This window comes from Halomonas sp. Ps84H-12 (assembly GCF_024124725.1).
Taxonomy (GTDB): Bacteria; Pseudomonadota; Gammaproteobacteria; order Pseudomonadales; family Halomonadaceae; genus Vreelandella; species Vreelandella aquamarina.
The window spans coordinates 31,639-48,901 of the sequence record NZ_JAMXSJ010000026.1; the positions used below are offsets into that span (position 1 = coordinate 31,639).

General features: G+C 59.0%; 15 protein-coding genes. 5 read left to right on the plus strand and 10 right to left on the minus strand.

What is annotated here, in order from left to right:
• Positions 1-15 precede the first annotated feature (15 nt).
• The 5 genes from rbfA to NH344_RS13035 all read left to right on the plus strand — a co-directional run bounded on the left by rbfA (position 16) and on the right by NH344_RS13035 (position 5,297).
• On the plus strand, positions 16-429 hold the full coding sequence (gene rbfA, locus NH344_RS13015; RefSeq protein ID WP_044629476.1) for a 30S ribosome-binding factor RbfA: 414 nt from the start codon (positions 16-18) through the stop codon (positions 427-429).
• Positions 429-1,349 (plus strand): tRNA pseudouridine(55) synthase TruB, encoded by a 921-nt coding sequence (gene truB, locus NH344_RS13020; RefSeq protein ID WP_062360559.1) that lies wholly within the window; start codon positions 429-431, stop codon positions 1,347-1,349. The genes rbfA and truB overlap by 1 nt, the downstream gene beginning before the upstream one ends.
• A gap of 117 nt (positions 1,350-1,466) precedes the next feature.
• A complete protein-coding gene (gene rpsO, locus NH344_RS13025; protein WP_009723734.1) occupies positions 1,467-1,736 on the plus strand; it encodes a 30S ribosomal protein S15 in 270 nt (89 codons plus the stop codon).
• Positions 1,737-1,872: 136 nt separating this feature from the next.
• Entirely contained in the window at positions 1,873-4,038 is a 2,166-nt protein-coding gene (gene pnp / locus NH344_RS13030; RefSeq protein ID WP_054645008.1) for a polyribonucleotide nucleotidyltransferase, read from the plus strand.
• A gap of 89 nt (positions 4,039-4,127) precedes the next feature.
• On the plus strand, positions 4,128-5,297 hold the full coding sequence (locus NH344_RS13035) for an MFS transporter (protein WP_058578291.1): 1,170 nt from the start codon (positions 4,128-4,130) through the stop codon (positions 5,295-5,297).
• Positions 5,298-5,371: 74 nt separating this feature from the next.
• On the opposite strand, the gene NH344_RS13040 is transcribed toward NH344_RS13035, so the two are convergent.
• From NH344_RS13040 to gluQRS, 10 genes are all read right to left on the minus strand, one after another.
• On the minus strand, positions 5,372-6,550 hold the full coding sequence (locus NH344_RS13040) for an acetyl-CoA C-acetyltransferase (RefSeq protein ID WP_253027995.1): 1,179 nt from the start codon (positions 6,548-6,550) through the stop codon (positions 5,372-5,374).
• Between the two features lie 212 nt (positions 6,551-6,762).
• Positions 6,763-7,143 carry an aspartate 1-decarboxylase gene (gene panD, locus NH344_RS13045; protein ID WP_009723730.1) on the minus strand — a complete coding sequence of 127 codons (381 nt, stop codon included), beginning with the start codon at positions 7,141-7,143 and terminating at the stop codon, positions 6,763-6,765.
• Positions 7,144-7,176: 33 nt separating this feature from the next.
• Positions 7,177-8,037 carry a pantoate--beta-alanine ligase gene (panC, locus tag NH344_RS13050; protein WP_230834821.1) on the minus strand — a complete coding sequence of 287 codons (861 nt, stop codon included), beginning with the start codon at positions 8,035-8,037 and terminating at the stop codon, positions 7,177-7,179.
• A 21-nt stretch (positions 8,038-8,058) separates the two neighbouring features.
• Positions 8,059-8,850 (minus strand): 3-methyl-2-oxobutanoate hydroxymethyltransferase, encoded by a 792-nt coding sequence (panB, locus tag NH344_RS13055; RefSeq protein WP_054640976.1) that lies wholly within the window; start codon positions 8,848-8,850, stop codon positions 8,059-8,061.
• Positions 8,851-9,004: 154 nt separating this feature from the next.
• Positions 9,005-9,532 (minus strand): 2-amino-4-hydroxy-6-hydroxymethyldihydropteridine diphosphokinase, encoded by a 528-nt coding sequence (folK, locus tag NH344_RS13060; RefSeq protein ID WP_062360566.1) that lies wholly within the window; start codon positions 9,530-9,532, stop codon positions 9,005-9,007.
• Positions 9,525-10,913 carry a polynucleotide adenylyltransferase PcnB gene (gene pcnB, locus NH344_RS13065; protein ID WP_058578296.1) on the minus strand — a complete coding sequence of 463 codons (1,389 nt, stop codon included), beginning with the start codon at positions 10,911-10,913 and terminating at the stop codon, positions 9,525-9,527. The genes folK and pcnB overlap by 8 nt, the downstream gene beginning before the upstream one ends.
• Before the next feature lie 897 nt (positions 10,914-11,810).
• On the minus strand, positions 11,811-13,193 hold the full coding sequence (locus tag NH344_RS13070; protein WP_058578297.1) for a sigma-54 dependent transcriptional regulator: 1,383 nt from the start codon (positions 13,191-13,193) through the stop codon (positions 11,811-11,813).
• Positions 13,171-16,116 carry an ATP-binding protein gene (locus NH344_RS13075; RefSeq protein ID WP_253027996.1) on the minus strand — a complete coding sequence of 982 codons (2,946 nt, stop codon included), beginning with the start codon at positions 16,114-16,116 and terminating at the stop codon, positions 13,171-13,173. Before NH344_RS13075 ends, NH344_RS13070 begins: the two co-directional genes overlap by 23 nt.
• Positions 16,106-16,282, minus strand: coding sequence for a hypothetical protein (locus NH344_RS13080; RefSeq protein WP_044629487.1), 177 nt, complete (start codon positions 16,280-16,282; stop codon positions 16,106-16,108). Before NH344_RS13080 ends, NH344_RS13075 begins: the two co-directional genes overlap by 11 nt.
• A gap of 1 nt (position 16,283) precedes the next feature.
• Entirely contained in the window at positions 16,284-17,183 is a 900-nt protein-coding gene (gene gluQRS, locus NH344_RS13085; protein ID WP_253027997.1) for a tRNA glutamyl-Q(34) synthetase GluQRS, read from the minus strand.
• Between the last annotated feature and the right edge of the window lie 80 nt (positions 17,184-17,263).

A 17,263-nucleotide genomic window follows, 5' to 3' on the forward strand; every position in this document is an offset into this window, starting at 1 on the left:
GCGCGAGGAGCAACCATGCGCGAATTTAAGCGTACCGACCGAGTAGCCGACCAGCTCCAAAAGGAGCTGGCGGTACTGATCCAACGCGAAGTGAAAGATCCGCGCTTGGGCATGGTCACGGTGAGCGGGGCCACCGTTAGTCGTGACCTTGGCTACGCCGATATCTACGTCACCCTGCTGGGTGAACAGGATCCCGAGCGTATCAAGGAGAACCTGCAGGTACTGAAACGTGCAGCAGGGTTTCTGAGAAGCCAAATCGCCCAGCGCATCAAGCTGCGTCACGTACCCGAACTGCGCTTTCATTTCGATGAAAGTGTGGTGCGCGGCCAGCACCTCTCATCGCTGATCGACGAAGCGGTCTCTTCTGACCGTGCCCGTCAAGCGGAAGACGAGGGCGGCAGTGAAGAGCAAGGTGAGGAGGCGCGCTAATGCCCCGTCGCCGTCGCGGATTACCGGTCAATGGCGTGGTGCTGCTGGATAAGCCGAAAGGCCTCTCCAGCAATCACGCGCTGCAGCGTGTGCGCCGTCTCTTTGAGGCGCAAAAAGCCGGGCATACCGGCACGCTGGACCCGATGGCGACAGGCTTGCTGCCTATCTGCCTGGGGGAGGCCACCAAGTTTTCCGCGCATCTGCTGGAAGCCGACAAGATGTATCGCACCCGGGTCGAACTGGGGGTGATCACCGATACCGGCGATGCCGAAGGCACTGTGCTGGAGCGGCGCGAGGTGCCAAACCTTGCGGTCGAGGACATCGAATCTGTCTTGACGCGTTTTCGCGGCGAGATCGATCAGGTGCCGCCCATGTACTCGGCGCTCAAGCATCAGGGTAAAAAGCTCTACGAGTTGGCCCGCGAGGGGAAACAGGTTGAACGTGCAGCGCGGCGGGTAAGCGTGTATGATGCGCGCCTGCTTTCGTTCGAGGGCACGGCGTTCGAGCTGGAAGTCAGCTGCAGCAAAGGCACGTACATCCGCACGTTGGCGGAAGACATTGGCCACGCGCTGGGCTGTGGTGCCCATATCAGTCAGCTACGTCGGCTCAAAACCGGGCCGTTCGATGGTGATGCGATGTGGACACTCGAGGCACTGGAAGCACTGGCTAGCCAAGCCGACCGCGAGGCGGAACTGATGCCCGTGGATGTGCTGGTCGATCACCTGCCGTCGCTTAGCGTCGATGACACCTCGTTTGGCCGACTGGCCCACGGACAGTCAGCCGAGCTCACCGTCGATGAATTGGCACCCGATGCGTTGGCACGACTTTATCACGCCGAGACGTTTATCGGCCTTGGCGTTGTAAAAGGGCCGCAGGAAGTGGCCCCCAAGCGGCTGTTAAGTACGGTCGCTCGTTCGTAATATCGCGGTAAAACGTTGCAAGGATGTAACGATTTGCGCGAAAATAGTCGCTTGAGACTGCAAATATGCGTGGTCTCACCCATTCATTTTTAGGCATATTGCTTACTGGAGAGACAGATGGCATTAACCGCTGAGAAAAAGGCCGAGATCGTCAACGAATACGGCCGCGGCGATAACGATACCGGTTCCCCTGAAGTTCAGGTTGCACTGCTGAGCGCCAACATCAACGGCCTGCAGGACCACTTCAAGACCAACAAGCAGGATCACCACTCTCGTCGTGGTCTGATCCGCATGGTAAACCAGCGTCGTAAGCTGCTGGACTACCTGAAGCGTAAAGATTTCGAACGCTATCAGTCTCTGATTCAGCGTCTGGGTCTGCGCCGTTAAGTTCTTAACGGCCATGATCTAAAACGGGCAGCTCCTTGTGGGCTGCCCGTTTTTTGTTTCTGGTAGCCGTACGGCGCGTCAACGCCTAGAATGGTGGCGAGTCAAACGACCCAAGCGAAAAGACAAGTAGCTATTAATGTTAAAGGAAGTAGCCGTGAATCCGGTCAAAAAAACGTTCCAATACGGTCGCAGCACCGTCACCCTCGAAACTGGGCGTATTGCTCGCCAAGCCACTGGTGCCGTGATGGTCACCATGGACGACACCGTCGTCCTGTGTACGGTGGTGGCGAAGAAAGACGTCAACCCAGGCCAGCCCTTCTTTCCGCTCTCGGTACACTACCAAGAGAAAACCTACGCCGTGGGTAAAATCCCCGGTGGCTTCTTCAAGCGTGAAGGCCGCCCGACGGAGAAAGAGACCCTCACGTCGCGTTTAATCGACCGCCCGATTCGCCCGCTGTTTCCGAAAGGCTTCATGAACGAAGTGCAGGTGATCTGTACCGTTCTATCCACCGACCGTAATCACGATCCGGACATCGCGGCCATGCTGGGCACCTCGGCGGCGCTGAGCATCTCAGGCGTTCCGTTCAATGGCCCGATTGGTGCCGCCCGTGTTGGCTTCAACGAAGAGCAAGGCTACTTCCTGAATCCCACCGTCGAAGAGCTGACCACCTCCGAGCTGGACATGGTGGTGGCCGGTACCGAAAACGCCGTGCTGATGGTGGAGTCCGAAGCGCAAGAGTTGCTCGAAGACGAAATGCTGGGTGCCGTACTGTTTGGCCACCAGGAGATGCAAGTCGCGATCGACGCCATTAAAGAATTGACTGCCGACGCTGGTAAGCCGCGCTGGGAGTGGCAGGCGCCGGCAGAAAACGTTGCCTTGAAAACGGCCATGGCCGATGCTTTTGAAGCCAAAGTGGGTGAGGCGTACCGCATCACCGATAAAATGCAGCGCCAAGATGCACTCGCAGCGCTGAAAGACGCGGCCGTCGAACAATTAGCGGCTGCCGAAGGCGAAGAGGAAGCGGAAGGCAAGTTCAGCAAGGATGACGTGAAAGGCGCGTTCGCAGCGCTTGAGAAGCGTGTGGTGCGCTCCCGCGTGGTCAAGGGCGAGCCGCGTATCGATGGCCGCGACAACGTCACCGTGCGTCCGCTGAACATCGAAGTCGGCGTGCTGCCGAAAACTCACGGCTCAGCCATCTTCACCCGTGGTGAGACCCAGGCCATTGCGGTCGCAACACTCGGCACGCTGCGTGATTCGCAGCTCATCGAGTCGCTGGAAGGCGAGCGTAAAGACCGCTTCATGCTGCACTACAACTTCCCTCCCTACTCGGTGGGTGAAGCGGGCTTCATGGGTGGCCCAAAGCGCCGTGAAATCGGCCACGGCCGTTTGGCGCGTCGCGGTGTCCAAGCGATGCTGCCGTCCGAAGAAGAGTTCCCCTACACCATCCGTGTGGTGTCGGAAATCACCGAATCCAATGGCTCTAGCTCCATGGCGTCCGTGTGCGGTTCCTCGCTGGCGTTGATGGATGCGGGCGTTCCGCTGAAAGCCCCGGTGGCGGGTATTGCCATGGGCCTCGTCAAAGACGAAGACGGCTACGCGGTGCTGACCGATATCCTGGGTGACGAAGACCACCTGGGTGACATGGACTTCAAAGTGGCCGGTTCTGAAGAGGGCGTCACTGCCCTGCAGATGGACATCAAGATCGAGGGCATCAACGAAGAGATCATGGAGACTGCGCTGCAACAGGCCCACGATGCGCGCATCGGTATCCTGGCGCAGATGAACGCCGTGATCAGCCAGAGCCGTAACGAGGTGTCGGAAAACGCCCCCTCCATGGCGACGATCAAAATCGATCCGGACAAGATTCGCGACGTCATCGGCAAGGGCGGCGCCACCATTCGTAAGATTTGCGAAGACACCGGCGCATCGATCGATCTTGATGACGATGGCACCGTTCGCATCTACGCCGAAGACAAAGCCGCTGCCAAGAAAGCGATCGATACCGTACTGGCGATCACCGCCGAAGCGGAAATCGGCAAGCTGTACAAAGGCAAGGTCGTACGTATCGCCGACTTTGGTGCGTTCGTGAACATCATGCCGGGAACCGATGGCCTGGTGCACATCTCGCAAATCGTCCAGGAGCGCGTCAATAACGTGCGGGACTTCCTGAACGAAGGCGACGATGTCATCGTGAAGGTGTTGGATATCGACAACCGCAACCGCGTGAAGCTCTCGATCAAAGAGATCACCGAAGAAGAGAAAGCAGCGTTTGAAGCTGCCGAGGCGGACGTCGCTAGCTAACGAGCGCTCAGCGTAGGATTTACCGCCCCCGCAGCCCTTGGCTGTGGGGGCGGTGTCGTTTTGATAGGTCAGGAATGTGAGGACATAGCATGGAGCAGCAGGAATCGCCGCGTTGGTGGGCGGTGGTGGCCGTGATGATCGGCATTTTTTTGTTGGTGACCGCAGAGCAACTACCCATCGGTTTGCTCTCTCAGGTGGCAGAATCGATGGGCGTGACCCCAGGTATGGCAGGGTTGATGGTGACGGTGCCCGGCGTCGTGGCGGCGTTTTCAGCGCCGCTGCTACCGGTGGCGGTAGGGCGTCTCGATCGCCGTATCATGCTGACGCTGATGATGGCAGTGATGGTGCTGGGCAGCGTGCTCTCCGCCATGGCCAGCAACTTTGCCCTACTGTTGGCGGCGCGAGTGTTGGTGGGGATCAGTATCGGCGGTTTTTGGGCCATTGCGGGCAGTATTGCGCCACGTCTGGTGCCTAGCGATCAGGTGTCGCGGGCCATGACCATCATTTTTGGCGGCGTGGCGGCGGCCTCGGTGCTCGGCGTACCGTTGGGCACGCTGCTGGGTGATATCAGTAACTGGCGCGTGGCCTTTGGTGCCTTGGGGGGCTTGAGTTTGCTCACGGCGTTGGCGCTTTGGCGCTGGCTACCGCCACTGCCGCCCCGAGAGCCGGTGCGGCTTCGGGTGCTGGCGCAACAGCTAAAGAATCGTGGCGTGCGGGTAGCCGTGTTGACCACGGGGTTTGTTGTGGTGGGTCACTTTGCGGCCTACACCTTCATTAGTCCCATTTTGCAAGAGATCAGCGGGGTCGCGCAGCGCCATGTCGGAAGCCTGCTGCTGCTGTACGGTGCGTCGGGGATTTTGGGCAATATCGTTGCAGGGATGTTTGCTGGCCGTCACCCGTACCGTGCGGTGCTCGCGATTCCCAGCCTACTGCTGGTAGTCGTGGCGATCTTCCCGGTGGTAGGCGTAGAGCCGACCAGTGGGGTGCTGCTGTTAATGCTGTGGGGTGCTGTATTTGGCAGCGTATCAGTGAGTATTCAGACATGGATACTACGCACGGCGCCCAATACGGAAGCCGCCACGGCGTTAATGGCGTTCGTGTTCAACATGTCGATTGGCCTGGGGGCCATGGTCGGGGGGCAAGTGGTCGATGGCACCAGCCTACCGGTGGCGATGTGGGTTGCCTCGGGGCTGTTCCTGCTGGGGATGCTATTGGTATGGCGCACACCCTCGCGCATTGTGGGGGAGAAGCGTCGCTAATGGCTTGGCAAGACCAGTGAAAAAAATGCCCCCGCGTGGCGGGGGCACTCTCTCTACGTTCCGCTTAAGAGGTGTTACGGACGCTCAATCGCCAGTGCAACCCCTTGGCCACCGCCAATACATAGCGTCGCCAAGCCTTTTTTGGCATCGCGGGCGATCATTTCGTGGAGCAGTGTCACCAGCACGCGGCAGCCCGACGCACCAATAGGGTGACCTAGCGCGATGGCGCCGCCGTTGACGTTCACTTTAGAGGTGTCCCAGCCAAGCTCTTTGTTGACCGAGAGCGCTTGGGCGGCGAAGGCTTCGTTAGCTTCAACGAGGTCCAGGTCATCCAAGCTCCAGCCCGCTTTTTCTAGGCAGCGACGGGTGGCGGGGGCCGGCCCGATTCCCATGATGGCCGGGTCGACGCCTGCGTTGGAGTAGGCGGCAATGCGGGCTAGGGGCTCCAGGCCAAGCTCTTTGGCTTTTTCCGCCGAGCAGAGCATAACCACGGCCGCGCCGTCGTTCAGCGACGAGGCGTTACCCGCCGTCACGGTGCCGTCTTTCTTGAACGCAGGACGCATCCCGGCCAGCTTGTCTGCCGTGACTTCACGAGGGTTTTCGTCGGTATCGAAGACCACCGGGTCGCCTTTACGCTGCGGCACCTCGACCGGGACAATCTGGCTTTTTAATTTGCCCTCTTTGATGGCGGCAGCAGCTTTTTGCTGGGAAGTGGCGGCAAATTCGTCCATGGCTTCTCGCGTGATGCCATATTTCTCTGCCAGGTTCTCGGCCGTGATGCCCATGTGGTAGTTATTGAACGCATCCCACAAGCCATCGTGCACCATGGAGTCGATAGCCTTCCAGTCGCCCATGCGCTGGCCGTTGCGCGAGTTCGGCAGAATATGGGGAGAGGCGGACATGTTCTCCTGACCACCGGCCAGCACGATCTCGGCATCGCCGCAGCGGATGGCTTGAGTCGCCAGGTGCAGCGCTTTGAGGCCAGAGCCACATACTTTGTTGATCGTCATGGCCGGTACGGTGTCTGGCAGGCCTGCCTTGATGGCTGCTTGGCGCGCCGGGTTTTGGCCAACGCCTGCGGTGAGCACTTGGCCCAGTAGCACTTCATCGATTTGCGCAGGAGCCACCCCAGTGGAAGCCATAATATCTTTAATCACTAGTGCGCCCAGGTCGCTGGCAGGAATACCAGCGAGTGATCCACCAAAGCTACCTACGGCGGTGCGGCGTGCCGCCACAATGACCACGTCTTGCATACGATGACTCCTTGAGTAAGTGTTGCATCGTTCCTATGGCAGATAGACGTCGCTGCCTATCCGTTGTTATTAACATCGTTATTAGCGTGTATTGACAGGCTTGGCTATCAGCATAGGGGAAGGTTGTGCATTGCGGCAATACGCTTTTTTGGCAAATAAAAACAGGCCGATCAACGGCCCGTTAAATAACAACGTATTCTCAGGTGATTAGCTTATGCCAATTGGACCGGAATGGCGTTGCTGGTATGGCTAACGTGGTTGCCTTCTTGGAGGTACACCAGCGCAGGCTGATGGTTTTCAAGTTCGGCTTCTGAGTAGTGGGCGTAGCTGCAAATAATGATGCGGTGCCCTGGCGAGGCTAGGTGCGCCGCTGCGCCGTTGATCGAGATCAAACGTGACCCCTCTTCGCCACGAATGGCATAAGTGGTGAAGCGCTCGCCGTTCTCCACGTTATAAATCTGAATCTGTTCATTTTCGCGGATACCGGCCATATCCAGCAGTTCGCCGTCGATGGCGCACGAGCCTTCGTAATTGAGAACGGCGTGGGTAACGCGGGCCATGTGCAGCTTGGCTTTGAGCATAATGGTATGCATAGAAACTCCTGGGTAAAGAGCTAGCCTGACGGGCTAGTCAGTGGCAGCGCTAGGAAGCTGCACGCTGAGATTGTCGATAAGCCGGGCTGGGCCGAGCTTGGCGGCGGCTAAGAGCACGGCATGGCGCGTGGAGACCGCCACAGGTTTTAGGGTGGCATCCCGCAGCTCAAGATAGTCCGGCGTAAAACCGGCATCATACAGCGCGGTTTTACCCCGTTGTAGTACCTGTTCGGCGGATTCGCCTTGGGCCAGCGCATCACGTAGCTCGCACAGCGTACGGTAGAGCGTGGGCGCTATGGCGCGCTCCTGCTCGCTGAGGTAGCCATTACGTGAGGAGAGCGCCAAGCCATCGTCGGCGCGCACAATCGGCACGCCAATAATCTCGATGGGCATGTGCAGATCAGCCACCAGCTTGCGAATCACCGCCAGCTGCTGGTAGTCCTTTTCACCAAAGCAAGCGACATCTGGCTGCACTAGGTTAAACAGCATGCTCACTACGGTGGAGACACCGTCAAAATGCCCAGGGCGTGAGCCACCGCAAAGCCCTTCGCCGACCTCAGGTACGTGAACACAGGTTTGAGCTGCCAGCCCGTTGGGGTAGAGGGCGCTGACTGAGGGGGCAAACAGAAGGTCACAGCCTGCTTCGGTGAGCTGGCGCTGGTCAGCTTCAAACGTGCGCGGGTAGGCGTCTAAATCTTCGCCAGGGCCAAACTGCATTGGGTTAACAAACAGACTGGAGACGACCACATCTGCATGCTGGCGGGCGGTCGCAATGAGTGCCAAATGCCCAGCGTGCAGGTTGCCCATGGTAGGCACCAGCGCAATGCGCTGGCCCTTTAGGCGATAGTTGCGCAGAGTGGCGCGTAGCTCGTTAATATCTTGCAAAGTGCGCATAGGGGATTCGCTGTCACTCACTTAAAAACAGTGTTCCAGAGCGGGAAACGTGCGGGTTTTGACCGCTTCATGGTACTGCTCAAATGCACCTTGAATAGAGTGTGCGTCCGCCATAAAGTTCTTCACAAAACGCGGTGTGCGGCCATGGGTAACGCCTAGCACGTCGTGCATTACCAGAATCTGGCCGTCGGTATCCGGGCCTGCGCCGATCCCGATGACGGGGACGTCCAGCGCCTCGGTCACCGCTTTGCCCAAACTGGCGGGTACGCACTCCAGCAAAATGACCGATGCTCCTGCCTCGACCAGCACTTTGGCATCATTAATGATTTTTTCTGCTTGCTCGGCCTCGCGGCCCTGCACTTTATAACCGCCCAACTGGTAAACGGTTTGCGGCGTCAAGCCTAAGTGGGCGCACACTGGTACGCCACGGCGCGTCAGTTCGCGTATGCCGTCGGCCATCCACGCCTCGCCCTCTACCTTCACCAGCTCCGCACCTGCGCGCATGAGTGCCGCGCCATCTTCCAGCAGGCGTTCGGTGGTGGCGTTGCTCATAAACGGCAGGTCGACCATTAGCAGGCTGTGGCCTTTGCCACGTGCTGCACAGCGGGTGTGGTAGCAGATGTCGTCGATGGTCACAGGGAGAGTGCTGCTATGGCCTTGCAGAACCATGCCCAGGGAGTCGCCTACCAGTAGGACATCAATACCTGCCGCGCTAGCGGCATGGGCAAAGGAGGCATCGTAAGCAGTCAGGCAGCTGAACGTTTCACCGGCGCGCTTATACGCCTGCAGAGTGCTCAGGGTGACGGTTTTCATGGCGTGCTCTCATTCAATCTTTATGGGGCCGATGCGGCAGGGGGGTGTGACACGCCTGCTTTGCTCGGCCATTATTATCGCAGCGTCCCTGCCTGCGCGATGTGGCGTAACCGGCAATTGTTACCTGATTGGGGGCGTGGTGTCGAGATTTGTGTCAGATGGTAGCAGTCGCGGTGACGCCGGTATCATTTAAGTGCCGAATATCGCTCATATTTACAGCTGTTAGCCAGTGATTAAGCGGCTGCTGATGTAGGGTGATGGGGTGCTGAAGCGCTGTGGCCACTTCCACCAGTGGGACTAACACGAAAGCGCGGGCGTGCATCTGCCCATGGGGAACGGTCAAGCGTGGCTGATGAAGCGTGAGTTCGCCGTAGAGCAGCAGGTCTAAATCCAGCGTGCGCGGCCCCCAGTGGCGCAGCCGCCGCCGGCGATGGCGCTGCTCCAGCGCCTGCAGTTGATCCAACAGTGCCAAAGGCGAAAGATGCGTCTCGAGGCAGGCGACCGCGTTGATAAAGTCAGGCTGGTCTTGAGGGCCTACAGGGGGGGTGGCGTAGAGTGACGAGCTAGCCACCAGCCGAGACAAGGGCAGGGCAGCTAGCTCTTGAAGCGCCTGCTGCACCTGACCTTTGGGGTTCTCCAAATTGCTACCAAGGCCGATGTAACTGCGAATGGCGTTATTCACTGTTCGCCTTCCGCGGCTTGCGGCGTTTTTTGCGCCGGCGGTCACCTTGGCTGGCAGGATCGCTGCCGACTTTTTGCAGTAGGCGGAGCTGTTCGTGCTCATCGCCTTTCTGAAATGCCGTCCACCAGTCGCCCAGCCCACGGGGAATTTCACCCGCCTGCTCACGTAGCAACAGGAGGTCATAAGCAGCACGGAAGCGCGGATGCTCGCGGGTTTGGAAAGCCCGTTTGCCCCGGCGCATCGGCAAGCGTGCTTGCAGCTCCCAGATTTCGCGCATGGGGATACCAAAGCGCTTGGGAATGGAGGTGTGCTGAAGCTGGCGCGATACGACCTGCTGAGCTGCGGTTTGCAGGGCGGGCACGGCAGGCATGCCCTCGCGCTCGAGCTCGGCCTGGCGGTGAACGACCGGCGCCCACAGAAATGCTGCCAGCAAAAACGCGGGCGTGACGGGCCGGTCTTCGGCGATACGCTTATCGGTATTGGCGAGTGCCTGCTCAATGAGCTCTTCTGCCCAAGCGGCATCGGCCATGGCTTCTTCTGATTCCGGGAAGAGCATGCCAAACAGATTGTAATGGCTGAGCAGGCGGAAAGTGATTAATCCGTGGCCCGCCATAAACAGCTTGAGCACTTCATCAAACAGGCGCGCAGGTGGAATTTGCAGCAGCAGCGGCGCCAAGTCGTACATCGGCGCTTCGGTGGCGGGCTCGATGGTGAAGTCGAGCTTGGCTGCAAAGCGAACCGCGCGCAGCATCCGTACCGGGTCTTCACGGTAGCGGGTGGCGGGGTCGCCGATCAGCCGCAGCGTGCGCGACTCAATATCCCGCACGCCGTTGGCAAAGTCGTGGATCGTGAAGTCAGCAATATTGTAGTAGAGCGCATTGACGGTAAAGTCACGGCGCAGTGCGTCCTCTTCGATATTGCCCCATACGTTGTCCCGCAGCAGCAAGCCATCGTCCGATTGGTGAGCGATATGGTCGCCGTGCTCGTCCTGGGGTTTGCCGCGGAACGTCGTTACCTCGATGACTTCGCGGCCAAAGCGTACATGCACGATTCGAAAGCGGCGGCCAATCAGGCGTGAGTTGCGAAACAGGTCGCGCACCTGCTCAGGCGTTGCGTTGGTGGCAACATCGAAATCTTTCGGCATTTTGCCCAGCAGCGCGTCGCGAATGCAGCCACCGACAAGATAGGCATCGAAACCAGCCCCATTGAGGCGGTATAGCACCTTGAGCGCGGCTTCACTGATTTGCTGACGAGAGACGGGATGCTCGGAGCGCGGAATAATACGAGGACTGAGCGCATCAGAGGCGCTCTCAGGGGAATCGAGCAGGGATTTCAAGTGCTCTCCCGGGCTATGTAATAAACGGGTAAATCCTTTAAACATGCGGCGATATCGACTCGCAGTGTATCGAAAACAGTTTCGAAAAACGTGACCGTATGGAGGACGGTAAAGGGTTGAGTGTATCCGACCCCCTGGGGCTTGCAAAGAGCGGTTTGCAATGAGCCGTCGGACCTGACGTCAATGCCACCCGTAAACGCGGAAAGGGGAGGCTACGTGAGCCTCCCCTATAAAGCAGACAATCAGCGTCCATGCTGCTGTTTTTATTCATGATGGCACATCGCCCTGAATACGCACCGCAGTCGGCAGGCGTAAAGAATCACTCTGATTCCGACCGCCTCGTATTCAAAACAATAATCCAACCGCGAACTTTTCTCTCCCGGCGAGTTGTTATTGGCTCCGGGGGTGTACACCTATGCTGCTATTGTTGTTGTTTGGGTGCAGACCTTGTGTACGTCGCGTCCTTATTTGGGCACTTGCTGTGTATTGTTATTGTTTGCTGCGCGTTTGCTTGGCTCCGCTAGGTAACCCTGTGCTGCGCGTGCAAGTCATGAGACTCAAGCCTGTTGTTCTTGTTCGTGCCGTTATCTCTACCTGGCCTTGTTGTTTTTGTTTTGGCTCAGGTCGGGGCGGTGTCATGTTGTTTTTGTTAGCGACTAACCGCGCTGCCCAGTTTGTTCTTCTTACCCAGTAATATTGCACTCGCCGTGCCACTCATTTGATACGTTATGTATTTCAATGGTTTGGCGATTTTTTGGTAGGCCGGGGAACTAATTGGAAGGGAAAGTGTTACCCGTTTTTGACCCTATTTTTCGCTTCGTTGTGTGGGAAGGTAACAGTGTCTGGGTAACGATATTTTGAGTATTTCTTATGAAAATCAATCTATTGGACGTTAGTCTTATGATCAGGGGGTAGCCCCTGCAAAAACAGCCAATCGGTACGCTAATTCTGGCGGCGGGCAGTTTTTTTCCGCGGAATGCCCAGTCGCTGGCGACGTTCCCATAAGTTTTTACGGCTAATACCTAGTTTCTGGGCCAGCTCGGTTTCGCTCATTTGGTCCTGGTGTTCCAGCACAAAATGCTGGAAGTAATCTTCGAGGGAAAGGTCGTCTTCGTCAGCCGTCGTGGCGTCGTCATTTGTGGAAGCCCCAGGGCTAACGGCAGGTGGGTGAGGTCGGTTAGTCGCCGGGCCAAGTCCCAAATCATCGGGGTGAATCAAATGCCCTTCGGCGAGAATAACTCCGCGCTCCAGAGCATTTTCAAGCTCGCGCACGTTACCGGGCCAGGGGTAGTCGCGTAGATCCTGACGAGCCGCTCTAGAGAGCCGCAGCCCGGGGCGCTCGTGGCGCTTGCAGGCCTTTTCCAGCAGGATGTCGGCGATTTTAAGTACGTCATCTTCGCGCTCGCGTAGCGGTGGCAGGGCAATCTGCATCACGTTCAGCCGGTAGTACAAATCAAGCCGGAACTCGCCGCTTTTGGAAAGCGCGCGCAGGTCACGGTGAGTGGCGGCAATCAAGCGAACGTCCACATGGCGGGTTTCCACGGAGCCAATTTTGCGGATTTCGCCCTCTTGCAGTACCCGCAGCAATCGCGCCTGGGCGTCCAGGGGCAGCTCGCCAATTTCATCGAGAAAAAGCGTGCCGCCGTCGGCGGCTTCGACCAAGCCGGTGCGCGCCGCGCTGGCACCGGTAAACGCTCCTTTCTCGTGACCAAACAGCTCGGATTCAATCAGCGTTTCGGGGATCGCCGCGCAGTTCACGCAAATCAGCGGCGCTTTGGCGCGCTTGCTCTGCTGATGGATGGCGCGCGCGACCAGCTCCTTGCCAGTGCCTGATTCGCCTTGGATGAGCACGGTGACGTCCGCAGGCGCGGTTTTACGAATGCGCGTGTAAACCTCCTGCATGGCGGTGCAGTCGCCAATCATGGTTTGACGGCCGCCGCCTCCGTCGGTGATATCAGGCGGCGTGCCCTGCTGCATCGACTGCTTATGCAGAATGCGTTCAACCGTTTCCAATAGCTCGGTGTGGTCGAAGGGCTTGGCAACATAATCAACGGCGCCCTGCTTGAGCGCATCCACCGCCGAACGCATGCTGGCGTAGCTGGTCATGATCAATACCGGGGCGGGGGCCGCTAGCTCAATGAGCGTCGTGCCCGGCTCCCCCGGCAGGCGCAGGTCGCTGATGATGAGGTCAAAGTCGCTGAGCGGCTGCGTACGGGCCTCTTCGGCGCTGGCCGCTTCGCTGACGCTGTAGTGATGACGTTCCAGTAAGCGCTTTAGCGCGCTGCGAATAATCGCTTCATCTTCAACAATCAGTATCCTGGGCATGGGGCAAGTGATCATCCTGTTGGTAAAGCGGTAGCCATAGCGTAATGGCCGTGCCGCGAGGCTTTCCGGGAGGTGGTGAAGCGACCTCTATTTTGCCTTGGTGCTCATTGATAATTTGATACGCCAACGATAACCCAAGTCCGGTGCCTTCACCCGCCGGTTTGGTGGTGGTGAACGGTTCGAACAGGCGGTGTTTAACGCTGGGATCAATCCCATGGCCGTCGTCGACAACGCGCCACCAAGCGTGGCTGGCCTGGGTGCCTGCCTCAATACGTACCGTACCCTGTGGCTGGCAGGCGTCCTTGGCGTTGCTCAGTAAATTTACCATGACTTGGGTCAGGCGCTGTGCATCACCGCGCACCACAATGTCACTTGGGCAGGCGTTGGTAAAGGTGACATCCTCGCCTGAGCGGGCTAAATGGATCAAGTGCAGCGCATCTTCGCTGACCGTTTTCAGCGATGCTGGCGCGGCGGGAAGCGGTAGCGCGGGGCGTCCGCCATGGGCAAATCCCACCAGGGAGTTGACGATTTTAGTCACCCGCTGAGTGAGCTGCTGAATTTGGTCGGCGGTTTCCAGCAGCGCCGGGTCTTCGGTGTCGTAGCGCAGGTTTTGCGCCAGCGATGAGATGCCGGTAATCGGGTTGCCAATCTCGTGGGCTACACCAGCGGCGAGCTGGCCAATGGAGGCGAGCCGCGCGGCGTGCACTAGCTCCTCTTCCAGCCATTTCATCTCGGTGTGATCCTCTACCAGAATGACGCTGCCGCCACGACTATCGTGGCCGCTGAGCACCGCTTTGTGCAGCGTCAAAAAGTAGTCTTTGCCGTGCAGCGTGACCGCCTGTTTGTACAGCGGCGTCTGGCTGGCATTCAGCACGCTGCCCAGCAGCGTGGGCCAGGGCGGGGGCAGGCTGTCGCGTCGGGAGCCGATCACGCTTTCGCCGCTGATGCCAGAGAGCTGGGAGAGCGCTTGGTTCCACATCAGCAGCTCATCGTCGTCGCCCAACACGCACAGCCCTACCGGCAGATAGGCCAGGGTTTGCCGATGGTGGCGGCGCAGCCCGTCGAGTTCTCGGGCAAGCCCGGTGAGGCGCGAGCGATAGGCTTCTAAGCGGCTCTCGACAAAGTGGATATCATCGGTAACAGGAGCATCGTCGTGGCGATAGGGCAGGTATCGATCCACAATATCCCGCGCCACCGACGGCCCCATCAGCCCTGATAAGTTGGCCTGAATACGGTCGCGTAAACGGCGCAGCGCATAGGGGCGGCGCTCTTGCGGGGTCAGGTTGAGCGCTTTCAGGGCGCGATCCACTTCTCGGCTGGCGGCTTCATCGCCCAGCGCCTGGGCCAGGTGAGCGGGGAAATCCCCCGCCGTAGCGGCTTCCAGCGGTAGGCGTTTCGAGCGGATGACCGCATCCACCGAGCAGGCTTCTGCCGCCGAACGCTCGCCCTCTGAGATGCGCGTAAACAGCGACACCACGATCAGCAGGACGATATTCACCGCTAGCGAAATCAGCGTGGCGTTGTACCACGCGGGGGCATCGGCGGGCATCAGCAGAGTGAACGGGAGCGCGGGCATGGTGATGTCGAATAGCAACGGCAGCCACAGCCCCCATAGCCAGACGCCAATACCACCGATAAGGCCAGCAATCATGCCTTTGCGGTTCGCGCCCGGCCAATAGAGCAGCGCTAGAAGGCCCGGCAAACACTGCGCCATGCCCACGAACGCGGCTAACCCTAGGTTCGTCAGGGAGTGATAGCGCCCGACGCTTTCGGCAAACAGCCAGCCACCGAAAATGACGGCCCCGACTAGCGCCCGGCGCAGCCACAGCAGCCAGCCATAGAGGTCACTACGCGCCTCCGGCGGGCGGGCGACCAGCACGATATGGTTCAACACCATGCCGGAGAGCGCGAGCGCAATCATCATCATGGTGCCGCTGGCGGCCGCCAAACCGCCAATGAACGCCAGCGTGCCGACCCACCAGTGCTCGGTCATCAGATACGCCGCGTAAGCGGCGAGCGGCACGCTCTCGTTGGCCGACTGCGCCGCCCATAAGATCAGCGGCACCGGTAGCGCCATCAGTAGCAAAAAGAGCGGCAAGGTCCAGCTCGCCTGCAGCAAGGTATGGCGAGAGAGGCTTTCGGCAAAGGTGATCTGAAATAGGTGCGGCATCATAAAGGCCGCCGCGAAAAACAGCAGCAGAAGCGTGCGCCACTGGGGGGCTTCTAGCTGTGGGGTGGCGCTCTGGAGTGCCGCGCCCGGGCCTTCCAGCCAGCGCTGTAAATCTTGAGGGCCGTCAAACACCCACCATAAGGCAATGGCACCGAGCCCGAGCATGGCCAGCAGTTTGATCACCGATTCGAAGGCGATGACGCTCAGCAGTGTATCGTGGCGGTGCCGATGGCTGTGGCGTGCGCCAAACAGCACGGCGCAGCCTGCAATGACCGCGCAAAACAGCAGCGCTACCGCTGAGCTGTAGCGGCTGCCGGTTAGCAGTTGCACGGCGTCGCTCAAGGTGTGTACTTGAATGCCCAGCAGCGGTAGTACGGCAATCAGACTAAGCAGCGTGACAAGCGTTCCCGCCCAGCGGGAGCGGTAGCGAAAGGCGAACAGATCCGCCAACGAAGAGAGCTGGTAAGTGCGGGTAATGCGCTGAATCGGTACCAGCAGCACAGGGGCGAGTAAGAAAGCTCCCGCTGGCCCTAGGTAGTAAGCGAGGTAGCCAAACCCGGCATTCGCGGCTAATTCGATGCTGCCATAAATTGCCCAGGCGCTGGCGTATACGCCGAGCGCTAGGGTATACACCATCGGGTGGCGAGTAATACGCACTGGCACCCAGCCCCGCTCGACGGCCATGCCGCAGCCAAACAGCAGCCCCAGGTAGCTAAGCCCCAGTAATACAACGCCTATCAGCTCAGCGTTCATCTAACTTCCTCTTCTGCTCAAGCCATAGCGTCAGGGCAATCAGGACGCCCCAAATCGCAAAAGGGCGGTACCAGGCCACGCTCGGGTCGCCCCAGCCATCCATAAACAGCGGTGATAGCAGGTAGCCGCCAAACACAAGAAATAGCATGATGCGGTAGATGTACATCTTACTGCTCCGGTGGAGTGGGGCGATGGGCAAGCGGTGCCAGGCGTGACACCGTCCAGTTCTCTATTGCCCAGCGTAGTTGCGCTTCCGGCGATTCATCGACAAGCGCTGGCGGTGGCGCTTGGTCGAGTAGCTGCAGCGCCTGAAAGAGCTGGCGGCGTATCCCGGTGCTCTCTTCGGCTAGGGCGGGTGCTAGGTTCTGCTTGGAGAGCTTTTGGCCATCCGTAGTTACCACTAATGGTAGGTGCAGGTAACGAGGTGTTGGTAGGCTTAGCGCTGCCTGTAACTGCTGCTGCCAAGGCGTGTTATCCAGCAGGTCGTACCCGCGCAAGATATTGGTAATGCCCTGGTGGGCGTCATCCACCACCACCGCGAGCTGGTAGGCCCATAATTGATCTTTGCGCTTTAATACTACGTCGCCCAGTTCGGCGGGGTCGAAGTGCTGCTCGCCGAACAGCCGATCATTCCAACCTACGGGGCGTTTGGCGAGGTCGCTGCGCAAGCGCCATGCGACCGGCTTGGTGGCATCGCACACGCCGTTTCGGCACCAGCCGGGGTAGATGTCAAAGGCCTGCCACTGCTTGCGCGAGCAACTGCATGGATACGCCAGCCCCTGTTCAACGAGCTGATCCAGCGCGTGCTGGTAGGCATCATGACGATGGCTTTGCCATATCACCTCACCATCCCACGTTAGTCTAAAGGCCTCTAGCTGGCGCAAAATAGTGCTGTCCGCGCCTTCTGGGCAGCGTGGCGGGTCGATATCTTCGATGCGTACCAGCCACTGGCCGCTAGCGGCGCGGGCATCCAAATAGCTGCCTAAAGCGGCAACCAGCGAGCCAAAGTGCAGCGGCCCGGAAGGGGTGGGGGCAAAGCGCCCTCGATAGTGAGTGGTGGCGGTCATGGCAACCCGTCGTTTGGGAAACTGCGTAGCGATGAGAAGAACAAGATGACAAACAAAAACGGGCACCTCAAGGGTGCCCG

What these genes read in the sequence shown, in the direction of transcription:
- rbfA (WP_044629476.1), top strand. Translation starts at nt 16, where the DNA reads ATGCGCGAATTTAAGCGTACCGACCGAGTAGCCGACCAGCTCCAAAAG.
- truB (WP_062360559.1), top strand. Translation starts at nt 429, where the DNA reads ATGCCCCGTCGCCGTCGCGGATTACCGGTCAATGGCGTGGTGCTGCTG.
- rpsO (WP_009723734.1), top strand. Translation starts at nt 1,467, where the DNA reads ATGGCATTAACCGCTGAGAAAAAGGCCGAGATCGTCAACGAATACGGC.
- pnp (WP_054645008.1), top strand. Translation starts at nt 1,873, where the DNA reads ATGTTAAAGGAAGTAGCCGTGAATCCGGTCAAAAAAACGTTCCAATAC.
- NH344_RS13035 (WP_058578291.1), top strand. Translation starts at nt 4,128, where the DNA reads ATGGAGCAGCAGGAATCGCCGCGTTGGTGGGCGGTGGTGGCCGTGATG.
- NH344_RS13040 (WP_253027995.1), bottom strand. Translation starts at nt 6,550, where the DNA reads ATGCAAGACGTGGTCATTGTGGCGGCACGCCGCACCGCCGTAGGTAGC.
- panD (WP_009723730.1), bottom strand. Translation starts at nt 7,143, where the DNA reads ATGCATACCATTATGCTCAAAGCCAAGCTGCACATGGCCCGCGTTACC.
- panC (WP_230834821.1), bottom strand. Translation starts at nt 8,037, where the DNA reads ATGCGCACTTTGCAAGATATTAACGAGCTACGCGCCACTCTGCGCAAC.
- panB (WP_054640976.1), bottom strand. Translation starts at nt 8,850, where the DNA reads ATGAAAACCGTCACCCTGAGCACTCTGCAGGCGTATAAGCGCGCCGGT.
- pcnB (WP_058578296.1), bottom strand. Translation starts at nt 10,913, where the DNA reads ATGTTTAAAGGATTTACCCGTTTATTACATAGCCCGGGAGAGCACTTG.
- NH344_RS13070 (WP_058578297.1), bottom strand. Translation starts at nt 13,193, where the DNA reads ATGCCCAGGATACTGATTGTTGAAGATGAAGCGATTATTCGCAGCGCG.
- NH344_RS13075 (WP_253027996.1), bottom strand. Translation starts at nt 16,116, where the DNA reads ATGAACGCTGAGCTGATAGGCGTTGTATTACTGGGGCTTAGCTACCTG.
- NH344_RS13080 (WP_044629487.1), bottom strand. Translation starts at nt 16,282, where the DNA reads ATGTACATCTACCGCATCATGCTATTTCTTGTGTTTGGCGGCTACCTG.
- gluQRS (WP_253027997.1), bottom strand. Translation starts at nt 17,183, where the DNA reads ATGACCGCCACCACTCACTATCGAGGGCGCTTTGCCCCCACCCCTTCC.